General features: G+C 69.8%; 11 protein-coding genes. 5 read left to right on the top strand and 6 right to left on the bottom strand.

Going from position 1 to position 11,766, the window contains the following annotated elements; all coding sequences use genetic code 11:
* The first annotated feature begins 164 nt into the window (after positions 1-164).
* Positions 165-1,307 (top strand): metallophosphoesterase, encoded by a 1,143-nt coding sequence (locus CW362_RS33855; protein ID WP_103553438.1) that lies wholly within the window; start codon positions 165-167, stop codon positions 1,305-1,307.
* 181 nt (positions 1,308-1,488) lie between these two features.
* Positions 1,489-2,352: a hypothetical protein gene (locus CW362_RS33850; protein ID WP_103553437.1), complete on the top strand. Its 864-nt coding sequence runs from the start codon at positions 1,489-1,491 to the stop codon at positions 2,350-2,352.
* Between the two features lie 233 nt (positions 2,353-2,585).
* On the opposite strand, the gene CW362_RS33845 is transcribed toward CW362_RS33850, so the two are convergent.
* Both CW362_RS33845 and CW362_RS33840 read right to left on the bottom strand, forming a co-directional pair.
* A complete protein-coding gene (locus CW362_RS33845) occupies positions 2,586-4,109 on the bottom strand; it encodes a VWA domain-containing protein (RefSeq protein WP_103553436.1) in 1,524 nt (507 codons plus the stop codon).
* 47 nt (positions 4,110-4,156) lie between these two features.
* On the bottom strand, positions 4,157-5,050 hold the full coding sequence (locus CW362_RS33840; protein ID WP_103553435.1) for a LysR family transcriptional regulator: 894 nt from the start codon (positions 5,048-5,050) through the stop codon (positions 4,157-4,159).
* Positions 5,051-5,257: 207 nt separating this feature from the next.
* Between CW362_RS33840 and CW362_RS33835 the strand changes: the two genes are divergently transcribed.
* Together CW362_RS33835 and CW362_RS33830 are read left to right on the top strand one after the other, a co-directional pair.
* On the top strand, positions 5,258-5,620 hold the full coding sequence (locus CW362_RS33835) for a DUF1801 domain-containing protein (RefSeq protein ID WP_103553434.1): 363 nt from the start codon (positions 5,258-5,260) through the stop codon (positions 5,618-5,620).
* Positions 5,617-6,012 carry a VOC family protein gene (locus CW362_RS33830; protein WP_103553433.1) on the top strand — a complete coding sequence of 132 codons (396 nt, stop codon included), beginning with the start codon at positions 5,617-5,619 and terminating at the stop codon, positions 6,010-6,012. Before CW362_RS33835 ends, CW362_RS33830 begins: the two co-directional genes overlap by 4 nt.
* Before the next feature lie 57 nt (positions 6,013-6,069).
* Here CW362_RS33830 and thiC read toward each other — a convergent pair whose 3' ends face one another.
* Positions 6,070-7,890, bottom strand: a complete 1,821-nt coding sequence (thiC, locus tag CW362_RS33825; RefSeq protein ID WP_103553432.1) for a phosphomethylpyrimidine synthase ThiC — start codon at positions 7,888-7,890, stop codon at positions 6,070-6,072.
* A gap of 220 nt (positions 7,891-8,110) precedes the next feature.
* Between thiC and CW362_RS33820 the strand changes: the two genes are divergently transcribed.
* Positions 8,111-9,592 carry a YibE/F family protein gene (locus CW362_RS33820; RefSeq protein WP_103553431.1) on the top strand — a complete coding sequence of 494 codons (1,482 nt, stop codon included), beginning with the start codon at positions 8,111-8,113 and terminating at the stop codon, positions 9,590-9,592.
* 82 nt (positions 9,593-9,674) lie between these two features.
* Here the strand turns inward: CW362_RS33820 and CW362_RS33815 are convergent, their stop codons facing one another.
* The 3 genes from CW362_RS33815 to CW362_RS33805 form a co-directional block, all read right to left on the bottom strand.
* Positions 9,675-10,112 carry an SsgA family sporulation/cell division regulator gene (locus CW362_RS33815; RefSeq protein ID WP_103553430.1) on the bottom strand — a complete coding sequence of 146 codons (438 nt, stop codon included), beginning with the start codon at positions 10,110-10,112 and terminating at the stop codon, positions 9,675-9,677.
* A gap of 101 nt (positions 10,113-10,213) precedes the next feature.
* Positions 10,214-10,951 (bottom strand): IclR family transcriptional regulator, encoded by a 738-nt coding sequence (locus tag CW362_RS33810; protein WP_103553429.1) that lies wholly within the window; start codon positions 10,949-10,951, stop codon positions 10,214-10,216.
* A 540-nt stretch (positions 10,952-11,491) separates the two neighbouring features.
* A complete protein-coding gene (locus CW362_RS33805) occupies positions 11,492-11,704 on the bottom strand; it encodes a DUF5326 family protein (RefSeq protein ID WP_103553428.1) in 213 nt (70 codons plus the stop codon).
* Positions 11,705-11,766 lie beyond the last annotated feature (62 nt).

Below are 11,766 nucleotides of genomic sequence, written 5' to 3'. Positions count from 1 at the left end.
TCGGGCGAAAGCCGCGGTGAACTGGACTCCTGTTCCGATTCACCACCCCTGGGTCATCACATGGCGCGATCCGCATTCCTATGATGGGCGGACGACACCGCGGGCCGCTGCGACCAGGCAGTCCGAACCGGTGCAGATGCGGCGCGATGGTGGTGGAGGGGTCGATGACTCAGGGGGCCGGTCAGGGACCCGAGGTGGTGCGGACGGCGACGTTGCGCGACTTCCGAGTACCCGGGTACGTCCACGAGACCGGTCCGTATGCGCAGAACACGCCTCACGGCGAGGGCGCCGGACCCGTCGGGGGGACTGAACGGTACGCGTCGGGGGAGCCCAACCCGTACATGTCCGGGGAGTCTCCGTCGGAGTTCCCGGGAGAGTTCTCCGAGGGGTACACGCCCACGCAGCGTGATCTGCCGGTCATCAACCGGGGCGACACCCAGCAGGTCGTCGTCGACCCCTCGGGAGCGCCCGCCCCGGCACCCGGCGCCGGCCCCGGCGCCCTGTACGTCGTCGGGGACGTGCACGGCTACCTCGACCAGCTCCTCGCCGCGCTCCAGGCCAAGGGCCTGGTCGACGCCGCGGGCAGCTGGTCGGCCGGCACCTCGCGCCTGTGGTTCCTCGGCGACTTCACCGACCGCGGCCCGGACGGCATCGGCGTGATCGATCTCGTGATGCGGCTGTCCGCGGAGGCGGCCGCGGCCGGCGGCTACTGCAAGGCGCTCATGGGCAACCACGAGCTGCTGCTGCTCGGCGCCAAGCGGTTCGGCGACACCCCCGTCAGCTCCGGCGCGGGCACCGCCACCTTCCAGGCCGCCTGGCTGCTCAACGGCGGCCAGAAGACGGACATGGACCGCCTCCAGGACCACCACCTGCAGTGGATGGCCCGCCTGGACGCCATGGAGCTGGTGGACGGACACCTCCTGGTGCACTCCGACACCACCGCCTACCTCGACTACGGCGACTCCATCGAAGCGGTCAACGACACCGTCCGCGAAACCCTCACCCGCAACGACGCCGAGGACTGCTGGGACCTCTTCCGCAAGTTCACCCGGCGCTTCGCGTTCCGCGACGAGGGCGCGGAGGCGGTCCGCGAACTGCTCGGCGCGTACGGCGGCACGCGCGTCGTCCACGGCCACAGCCCCATCCCGTACCTGCTGGGCGAAGTGCTCCCGGAGGACGGTGAGGCCGGAGCGGGTCCGGTGATCGAAGGACCGCACGTCTACGCCGACGGGCTGGCCATCGCGATGGACGGCGGAGTGACCATGGCCGGAAAGCTGCTGGTCCAACAACTTCCGCTGGACATCTGAGCGTTCGCCGGGCAGGCGTCCGACGGGCGGACCGCTCCGGACAGGGGGCCAATTTCTGGAAACCCCCTGTCACGGCGTGCCGTCACCGCTCTACCATCGGCTTATCCGTAGCAGGCTCCCCTCCGTTTCTGCCCAACGGCTCGTCAGCGTGCGAGCCATCAGCCCTACGGAGCATCGGGGGATGCAGATGAACAGCGTTCCGCAGCACCTGTTGAGCGAGGACCGCCAGGAGTACGAGCGGATCCTCGACGAGGCGCTGCGCTCCGCACCACACCGCCCGGAACTCGCCGCTGTCGGCCAGCGGCTCAATCTCGAACAACTGCGCACCATGGCGCTCAACGCCACGGCCCTCATCACGACGGCCGCGTCGGACGAGTACACGCACTATGTGAAGGTCCGCAGCGAACTGCGCCGACCGGTGCGGCCCGCCCCGGTCATGAGCGAGGAGACCGGTTCCACGGAACCGGGCACGACCGCGATGGGGCTCGCCACCACCGTGGGGGAGGTCACCGAGACCGCCGGTGCCGGCGCGGTCGCCGTCGTCGCGGTGCTCGCCCCCGTCCTCGCCGGGACGGCAGCGGCGATATTCCTGCTCGTGGGCTACGTCCTGAGGATGCTCGACCCCGAGCCGACCATCGCCCGAACCCTCCTGACCACCGGATGGGTCTTCGGCGCGGTCACGGCGGCCGCCATCCTGGTCGCCGCGGCGGGACTCCTGCTGACCGCGCTGCGCAACAGTTCGTCCTCCCTGCGGGCCGGAGCGGGCGACGAGCTGGCCGAACAGGTCACCCGGGCCAAGGAAGCCTGGCGTGATGCCCTGCTGGAGCGCGGCATCCTGCCGTTCCTCCGGGAAGCCCTCTCGGACCCGGACTCGGCGGCACTGGACCGCCCCGCACCGGCCCCCAGCCGCATACCCCACCTCGGTTACGGCCGCCCGGGGTTCAGCAGCCCCGAGGGCGGACCCGCGGCCGGCCCGCGCCCGAGCTTCTCCAGCCCGGACTTCACCAGTCCGGACTTCGGGGGACCTGAACACCAGCCCGAGTGACCCGGCCGGCCGACGGCCGGGCTCTCGGCGGGAGAGGGCCCGCGCGGGTGCGCGGGCCCGTACACCGCTGCCGGTGCGGCCTTGCCGGCGGCCACGGGCAGGTCCCGTACGGTCACGGCGCGAGGCTGCCCGCGGGAACCGCCGGTCCGTCGCGGCACGGTCGCGGTGCGGCCGGTCCTGTGAACGGCCGCCGGAGCGTCCTGCGGACGTCGTCGACCGTCCTCGGGCCGTCCTCAGACGATGCCCAGCCGCCGTGCCTCCCTCGTCCACGACGGGAACTCGGACAGCAACCGGTCGTAGAGTTCCGGATCCGGTACGTCGGCGATGTCGTCGACCGCGAAGAAGCCCACGTTGTCGACGCGTCGGCCCGGCAGGGTGTCGAACCGCTCCAGCACGCCGTAGTCGGAGCGCCCCAGTCCGACGAACTGCCAGAAGACCGGCTCCTCCACCGCCTCCCGCAGCTCCTTCTCGATCTCCTTGTTGCGGTAGACACCCCCGTCGGAGAAGAAGAGCACCAGCGTGGGATCGGCGGCCGGGTGCTCGCGGACATACGCCCGGACCTCGGCGATCACCTTCTGCTCCTCGTTCTGGATCCCGACCGCCCGCATGTCCACCTGGCCCGGCAGCAGACCCTTCTTCGGCTTCTTCCGCCGGAACAGGGTCAGTTCACCGACCCGGACGTGCCGCTCCAGCCATTCCGGCAGATCCCCCAGGGAGAGGTCCGGCAGCCGGGCCGGGTTCGACGCGAAAGTCCACGCCTGCATCTCTCCGTCGTCGTCCATCTGGGCCGCCACCGCGGCCATCCGCTCCACCACATCGGCCACGACGCCCTTGGAGTACAGGAACGACATCGACCCGGAGGCGTCCAGAACCAGGACGACGCGGGCTCTGATGCCCACCGCCCCGTGCTTGCGCAGGCTGACCGCCACCTGCTCCTTGCGCAGGGAGAGCCGCTTGCGCATGTCCACAGGTAGCCGCTCCTCGCCCTTGACGAGACGAGGAGCCCCTCCGGGGGCCGGGGGCACGGGCGGCGCCGAGGGGACGGGCATGGCCGGGGGGATCGGAGCAGACGGGGGCGCGGGGGCCCACTGGGGCACCGGTGCCGATGGCGGTGCCGGGGGTACGGACGCGGCCGGGAACGTGGGAACCGGCGGGGGCGCCGGTGCCGACGAGGTGGCCCCGGCGGCCGTGCTTCTCGCGTCCGTGCTCCCGGAGGTACCCGGCTCCTCGTCCACACTGATCCCGAAGTCGGTGGCCAGACCCGCGAGCCCGGAGGCGTATCCCTGGCCCACCGCGCGGAACTTCCACCGACCGCCCCGCAGATACAGCTCGCCCCCGATGAACGCCGTCTCCGTCGTCGCCTCCATCTCGAAGAACGCCAGCTCCTCACCGGTTCCGGCATCGAGCAGCCTCAGTCGCAGATCCGCCAGCCGGCCGAAGGTGCCCCCGTCGGCGGAGGCGCCCAGGACCACCCGCTGGATCTCCGGCTCCAGGGCCCGCAGGTCCACCCCGACGGTGTCCGTCGTCCTCTCTCCCTCCCGCCGCTTCCCCAGGTGACGCACGGCACCGGAGGCATGCTCGGGCTGGTTGTAGAAGACGAAGTCACCGTCGTCGCGCACCCGCCCGTCCGCGCGGAGGAGCAGCGCCGATGCATCGGCGTCCGGTGCGCCGGGGCCTCCGGACCAGCCGAGCACGACCCGCACCTCCTGCGCGTCGACGGGAAGGTTGGCGCCCTTGCTCATCGATGTCGGTGTCATACGCCCAGTCTTCCTGGAGAAACCGCCGGTGGATCCGGCAGATACGCCTACGGGTGGAAAGAGCCGGCCGCGTCCGTCGCCGCCCGCACGAACTCGCGCAGCCGCTCGGTGGTGTTTCCCTCCCTCCACACCAGCCCCCGTTCGATCGGCTGCGCGTCGTGAAGGGATACGTAGGCGACATCGGGCCGGGGGTAGTACTGCCGTGAGTGTTCACCGACCGGGAGGACGCCCCGGCCCATCGCGACCAGGGTCAGCATTTCGGAGAACGAGCCGCCGACCGGTCCCTTCGGCACGGGCCGGCCCGAGGGGGTGCGGTCCGGTGTGCGGTCCTGCTTGAACCCCGCCGAGGTCACCTGGGGGTACTGCACCACGGGATGCTCCGCGAGGACCTCGACGGACAGCCGCTCCTCGCCGGCCAGCGGATGACCCGCCGCGACGGCCAGCACCCGTCGCTCCCGCAGCAGGGCGGGTCCGCAGGCCATTCCGTCGAAGGGGAACGAGGCGAGCAGCACGTCGATCGACCCGTCCAGCAGACTCGCCCGGGAGTTGGACAGCTGTACCTCCCGCACGTCGACCCGGCAGTCGGGGTGCCGCTCGCCGAACAGTGCGACCGCCCTGAGAAGCGCGGGCGCCGTCCACTCACCGAGGAAAGCGACCCGCAGTTCTCCGGTGACCCCCCGGCCGGCGTCGGCCGCCCTGCGCAGCGCCTCTTCCATCCCCGCGACCAAGGGCCTCAGATCGTCCGCCAGCCTCCGGCCGATCGGAGTGAGCCGGACGGAACGGCTGGTGCGTTCGAACAGCAGGCCGCCGATTCTGCGCTCCAGCGCCTTGATCACCTGGCTGACCCGCCCGGTCGTGATCTGCAGCCGTGCGGCGGTCCGGCCGAAGTGCAGTTCCTCGGCCAGCGTCAGAAACGTCTCGATCTCCAGTCGTTCCAGCATGAAACCCCCGTCGTTAAATCTTGCTCAACGGCCGTGCAGCAATCATGCCTTGATGGCGTCCGCCCCGAGGCGGATCGTGGAAGGCGTCCACCCGGCCGCGGGAAGAAGCCGAACAGTCCCCGGCCGACCGAGCGCACGACACCTCCGTATCCGGCTCCGCCGGCCAGGTCCACCACACCTGTCACACCCTTTCCGAACGGGGACCCCATGATTTCCGCGGACATCACCGCCTATCTGAACGAGCTCGACGGCCCACTGCGCGACATCGGGGAGCGGGCCAGGCACGTCATCGACTCGGTCCTTCCCGAAGGCTCCGGCGCGGTGTGGCACGGCCACCCCGCCTGGAGCCTCGGGGACAAACCGGGCCGGACCCCGGTCTGCCTGATCAAGGCCTACACGTCCTACGTCACCTTCGGCCTGTGGCGCGGCCAGGACGTGCCCGACCCATCGGGCCGGCTGGTCGCCGGAGCACGCCGGATGGCCTCGGTGAAGCTCGGCCGCGCCGACGAGATCGATCCCGCCCTGTTCAGCGCGTGGCTTCGCCACGCCGTCGCCCTGGAGACGACATGACCACCCTGCGCGTGAAGGCCTTCGACCACCTGGTCCTCAAGGTCGAGGACGTCGAACGGTCCCTCGGCTTCTACACCGGACTTCTCGGCCTGGAACCCGTACGCGTCGCCGAATGGCGGCGCGGCCGGGCCCCGTTCCCGTCGGTGCGGGTCACCTCGGAGACCATCATCGACCTGGTCGCCCATGCCCCTGAGGGGTCCAACGTCGACCACATCTGCCTCACCGTGGAGCCGCTGGACTGGGACCAGGTCATCGCGTCGGGGTCCTTCACCGTGCTCGAGGGTCCCGTGGAGCGCTACGGCGCGCGGGGCGACGCCACTTCGGTCTACGTCCAGGACCCGGACGGCAACACCGTCGAACTGCGCTGGTACCCGCAGGACGTCACGTCGTGACCACACCGGGGCGGCGGTCCGGGAGTCCGCCCCGGACCGCCGCCCCCGCGCGGTGGATCAGTCGGCCAGCGGCAGGTACACGCGGTTGCCCGCTTCCGCGAACTCCCGGGACTTCTGGAGCATGCCCTCGGAGATCTCCTCGGCGGAGGCGCCGTCGGCCACCTCACCGCCGAACCGTTCGTTGATGTTCTGGCTGATCTTCATCGAGCAGAACTTCGGACCGCACATGGAACAGAAGTGGGCCGTCTTGGCGGGTTCGGCCGGCAGTGTCTGGTCGTGGAACTCCCGTGCCGTGTCCGGATCGAGGGCCAGGTTGAACTGGTCCTCCCACCGGAACTCGAAGCGGGCGTCGGAGAGCGCGTCATCCCATTCCTGCGCACCTGGGTGCCCCTTGGCGAGGTCGGCTGCGTGGGCGGCGATCTTGTAGGTGATGACGCCGGTCTTGACGTCGTCACGATCGGGCAGGCCCAAGTGCTCCTTGGGCGTGACGTAGCAGAGCATGGCCGTGCCCCACCAGGCGATCATCGCGGCACCGATGCCGGAGGTGATGTGGTCGTACGCCGGCGCGACGTCCGTCGTCAGCGGGCCGAGGGTATAGAACGGAGCTTCATCACAGATCTCCTGCTGAAGGTCGATGTTCTCCTTGATCTTGTGCATCGGGACGTGCCCCGGGCCTTCGATCATCGTCTGTACCTGAAAACGCTTCGCGACCTTGTTGAGTTCCCCGAGCGTCCTCAACTCCGCGAACTGCGCGGCGTCGTTGGCGTCCGCGATGGAACCCGGCCGCAGCCCGTCGCCGAGCGAGTAGGTCACGTCGTACGCGGCGAGGATCTCGCAGAGTTCCTCGAAGTTCTCGTACAGGAACGACTCCTTGTGGTGTGCGAGGCACCAGGCCGCCATGATCGAGCCGCCGCGGGAGACGATGCCGGTCTTGCGGTTCGCCGTGAGCGGCACGTACGCCAGTCGCACGCCCGCGTGGACCGTCATGTAGTCCACGCCCTGCTCGGCCTGCTCGATGACGGTGTCCTTGTAGATCTCCCAGGTCAGCTCCTCGGCACGGCCGTCGACCTTCTCCAGCGCCTGATAGAGCGGCACCGTGCCGATGGGTACGGGGGAGTTGCGCAGCACCCATTCACGCGTGGTGTGGATGTTGCGACCGGTGGACAGGTCCATGACCGTGTCGGCGCCCCACCGGGTCGCCCAGGTCATCTTCTCCACCTCCTCCTCGATGGAGGAAGTGACCGCGGAATTGCCGATGTTGGCGTTGACCTTCACCAGGAACCGCTTGCCGATGATCATCGGCTCGATCTCCGGATGGTTGACGTTCACAGGCAGCACCGCCCGGCCCGCGGCGATCTCCTCCCGCACCACCTCGGGGTCGACGTTCTCCCGGACCGCCACGAACTCCATCTCGGGCGTGATCTCACCGCGTCGCGCGTAGGCGAGCTGGGTGACCGCCTGTCCGGGGCGCCCCCGGCGCGGCTGACGCGGCCGGCCGGGGAAGACCGCGTCGAGATTGCGCAGCCCCCCGCGCGGGGACGTGTGCTTGATCCCGTCGTCCTCGGGGCGGACGGGACGGCCCGCGTACTCCTCGGTGTCTCCCCGAGCGATGATCCAGCTCTCGCGCAGCGGCGCCAGCCCCCTGCGCACATCGGTGTCGACGGCCGGATCGGTGTACGGGCCGGAGGTGTCGTACAACGTCACGGACTGCCCGTTGGTGAGGTGCACCTGGCGAACCGGCACCCGCAGATCGGGGCGTGTGCCCCCGATGTATGCCTTGTGCCAGCCGATGGACTGCTTGTCCTCGCCGTTCGGGGACGGCGGGGAAGCCCCGTCCGTCCGGCTGGAGGCAGGCGTGCGTACATCCTTGTCGGTCATGAGACCTACTCCCTACGCCGGCATTACCCGGTAACAGGTTCAGCGGTCGACGCAGCGGCTTCCGATCGTCGATGTTTCATGTGAAACATCGCGAAGACGGAGGTCAGCGCCCTCTCAGCCCGGTGCTCCGAGCTCCCGCGTGTGCAAAGGTGCCTCCACGCTAGCGTCATGTCTGGCGCGGTGAACAGAGGGCCCTTGACGTTCTTGCGATGATCGGGCGGTGACAACGACCCGGCAGCACCCGTTCCCCTCGTCCGAGCCACCGCGTCGTCCCGGCTCCGAAGACCACCGTGGACACGGCTCCGGGCACGAGCACGGACGGGGCGGCGACCATCACGGTTCCGACGACGAGCACGGTCCGGGTCCTGGCCGTGGGCACAGCACGCCCGCGAGCACCGGACACGGGCATTCCCACAGCCACGGTCCCGCCGCTCCGGTCTCCAAGCAGCTGCGCAAGGTCATCGCCGCGGTACTGATCCCCTTCGCGGCCGCGGTGGCGGTGGGTCTCGTGGTGCTGTGGCCCGGCGGCGCGCCCGCCCACGAGCGCACCGGTGTCGGCTTCGACCGGCAGACCCAGCAGGCGACGGTCACGAAGATCGACCAGGTGGACTGCAAGTCCGTCAACGCCTCTTCGGGAACTCCGGCGGGCGGCACCTCCGCCGCCGGGGGTTCCACCGCCCAGCGCCGGGCGGCGGGGGAATGCAAGAAGGCGACGGTCCGCATCGACACCGGAAAGGACAAGGGCCGCACGTTCACCGAGATCGTCCAGCCGGATCAGACACGGCAGTTGCACCAGAGCGAGAAGGTCGTCGTCGCTTACGAGCCCTCCGCCCCCAAGGAGCTCCAGTACTCGGTCACGGACGCGAACCGGAAGCTGCCCCTGACATTGCTCGCCGTGATCTTCGCGGTGGTCGTCGTGGTGATCGGCCGGATGCGCGGTGTCATGGCGCTGGTCGCCCTGGCCATCAGCTTCCTGATCCTCAACTTCTTCATCCTGCCCGCGATCCTGCAGGGCTCGAACCCGCTGCTCGTGGCCGTCGTCGGATCCAGCGCGATCATGCTGATCGCTCTCTACATGTGTCACGGCCCCTCGGCCCGGACCTCCGTGGCGGTGGTCGGCACCCTGCTCTCACTGGTGCTGATCGGCCTCCTCGGCTCGGTCTTCATCGACTGGGCCGTACTGACCGGCAACACCGACGACAGCACCGGCCTGATCCACGGTCTGTATCCGTCCATCGACATGAGCGGCCTGCTGCTGGCCGGCGTCATCATCGGTTCGCTCGGTGTCCTGGACGACGTGACGGTGACACAGACGTCCGCGGTCTGGGAACTGCACGAGGCGAACCCCACGATGGGCTGGCGCGGCCTGTACCGCGCGGGTATCCGTATCGGCCGCGATCACATCGCGTCGGTCGTCAACACGCTCGTCCTGGCCTACGCGGGCGCCGCGCTGCCGTTGTTGCTGCTCTTCTCGATCGCGCAGAGCAGCGTGGACACCGTCGCCAACAGCGAACTGGTCGCCGAGGAGATCGTGCGCACGCTGGTCGGCTCGATCGGCCTGGTCGCCGCCGTACCGGTGACGACCGCACTGGCCGCCCTCGTGGTCGCCGCGGACCGTGAAGGCGGCGTGGCCGTCCCCGCGCAGCCGGCGGCCGCCAGGACACCTGCACGGAGCGGCAAGGGCCGACGCCGCAAGCACTGAGCCGTTCCTCGGAACGCCGAAACCATCCTGCTGCGGCGCCCCTTGTGAGGAAGCGTTACTCCGCCCCGGTACCGACGGGGCTTCAGCCCGCGCTCTGCTCCTCCGTGAGGATGCGGTCGAGCACCGCGTCGAGGGACGTGTCGAAACCCTCGAGGGAGCGTTCCTGTCCGAGCGGCACAAGCCTGTCCGTCCGGTCGAGGAACGCGACGAGCGGCGCGGTCCCGGACCGGAACAGCGCGTGATCGCCGCCGACCTGAAGCCGGATCAGCACCTCGCCGAGTGCCTCCGGATCGGCCGGAGCGATGTGCACATCGCCGTCGCCACAGGGCCTGCCCACCCCGTCGATCAGCAGCTCCCGCCCGAACACCCAGGTCACAGGCGCATCACCGGGCAAGTGGAAGGTCAATCGCACGGCGTACGGATCACAGGTCTCGTACCGCAGTTCGACAGGAATGCGGAAGGACAGCTCCTCGGACACGAGGAAGCTCATCATGACCTCTGCCTGCACCGACTCGCGCATCGCCTACCCCGTCGTTTGCCGTCGACTGGCCAGGAATCGTCACACCTGACACTGCTGGAAATCTTGCTCAATGTGTATGCCGGATCACAAGGAGTGATTTTTCAGATACTGATAGAGAGAGCGAGTGTTCCTAGCAGCCCGCCGACCTCGCTCTGCAGCTTCCGTGCCACGGGCACCAGCCGGTCGGCCTGGTGGGACGGGAGGGAGAAGGCCACGGCCGCGGCCGAACTGCCCGCGGTGACCGGGATCGCGGCGCAGACCGTGCCCAGCGCGTACTCCTGCCGCTCGATCACCGGTTCCATACGCCCCGCCCGTTCCAGGCGTCGCAGCAGACGGTCCTCGTCACGCACCGTGTACGGAGTGATCGGCTGCACCGGGTGGCGGTCGAGGTGGTCGCGCCGGGACCTGTCGTCCAGCTGGGCCAGCAGACACTGGCCGAGCGCGTGGGCGTGCCCGGTCTCACGGAAGTCGGCCCACTCCTCGGCCGCGGGGTTCGCCGGGGTGTCGGCGACGCAGACGACCTCGATCTCACCCTCGCGGTAGACCGCGTAGTACACGGGTGCGTCGATCGCGTCGCGCCAGTGCACGAGCGTGTCCTTCATCGTGCTGCGACGTTTCTGCCGGGCCCCGCTGCCGCTCAGCCGCTCGACGGCCTCGCCGAGGAAGAACAGCCCTCTGTCCCGCCGGAGGTAGCCCTCGTGGACCAGGGTGCGCAGCAGGTGGTAGGCGGTCGGCAACGCCAGTCCCGCCTCCCGGGCGAGCTGCTTGGCGGGGGCTCCCTGCTCACGCGAGGCGACGGCCTCCAGCAGACGCATCGCGCGCTGGACCGAGCCGATCAACGTGGTGGTGTGAGAGTCCAGGGGAGCGGCTTCGGGCCCCGCGGAGGGGGTACGGGCGAGCCGTGCCGACCCTGCGACCGGTGCGGGCGAAGCGTGCGTCACCGGCGGCCTGGTGCGCCCGTCCGTCGGCGCGGTCCGCCGGGCGGTTGCCTCCGCCGCCGGAGTCCCGGACGGCGCCGGCTCCCTGGGCGGAGCCGACGGAGTGTGCGGGAGGATCGGCTCCCCCGGCGAGGTACGTGGCTGGACCGGTGGAACACGTGCCGCCACGGGCGTGCCCGGTCGCCGGAAGGGTGGAGCGACGGATGGTGCGGGTGCGGTGTCGACCGTGGCCAAGGGGCACTCCGAAGAGCGAGGAGGACCGCCCGTGCGGGGGTTCACGGGAGGGGCTGTGCGCTGCCCGCGGGATCGGCCCCGCGAGTTCCGGACTCTAACGGCCCGTCACCGCTCCCACGCGGCCTCACCGGAAAACTTCCCCCGGCCGAGGGAACCTTGGGTTCCCTTTGCCCCTTCGCCGTTACCTGCCGCTCACCCTCTCGCGCCTCACCAGTCGCTGCGCGAGGAGGAACCCGCCATGAACTTCCGCACGATGAAGATCAGCCCGCCGACCAGCGCGACGAAGACGAGCAGCTTGAAGAGCAGGCCGATGACGAACCCGACGACGCTCGCTATCAGACCGCCGAACACCACCAGGGCGATGACCGGCACCGCGACCCACTTCACCCACCACGGCATACCGCTGAAGATCTCCTGCATCGCCCTGTCCTTACCTCTCCTCGCCCGTGGTCCCGACTCCGGGACACCGATTCCGGGTTCTC

Origin of the sequence: Streptomyces populi (assembly GCF_002911015.1) — a bacterium.
GTDB classification, from domain to species: domain Bacteria; phylum Actinomycetota; class Actinomycetes; order Streptomycetales; family Streptomycetaceae; genus Streptomyces; species Streptomyces populi.
The sequence above is the reverse complement of the archived record's forward strand: the minus strand, read 5'-3'. Positions and strand labels throughout refer to the sequence as shown.

Coding starts and splice junctions, on each gene's coding strand:
- CW362_RS33805 (WP_103553428.1), bottom strand. CDS start 11,704: ATGCAGGAGATCTTCAGCGGTATGCCGTGGTGGGTGAAGTGGGTCGCG.
- CW362_RS33845 (WP_103553436.1), bottom strand. CDS start 4,109: ATGACACCGACATCGATGAGCAAGGGCGCCAACCTTCCCGTCGACGCG.
- CW362_RS33830 (WP_103553433.1), top strand. CDS start 5,617: ATGACCACCCTGCGCGTGAAGGCCTTCGACCACCTGGTCCTCAAGGTC.
- CW362_RS33840 (WP_103553435.1), bottom strand. CDS start 5,050: ATGCTGGAACGACTGGAGATCGAGACGTTTCTGACGCTGGCCGAGGAA.
- CW362_RS33855 (WP_103553438.1), top strand. CDS start 165: ATGACTCAGGGGGCCGGTCAGGGACCCGAGGTGGTGCGGACGGCGACG.
- CW362_RS33850 (WP_103553437.1), top strand. CDS start 1,489: ATGCAGATGAACAGCGTTCCGCAGCACCTGTTGAGCGAGGACCGCCAG.
- CW362_RS33835 (WP_103553434.1), top strand. CDS start 5,258: ATGATTTCCGCGGACATCACCGCCTATCTGAACGAGCTCGACGGCCCA.
- thiC (WP_103553432.1), bottom strand. CDS start 7,890: ATGACCGACAAGGATGTACGCACGCCTGCCTCCAGCCGGACGGACGGG.
- CW362_RS33815 (WP_103553430.1), bottom strand. CDS start 10,112: ATGCGCGAGTCGGTGCAGGCAGAGGTCATGATGAGCTTCCTCGTGTCC.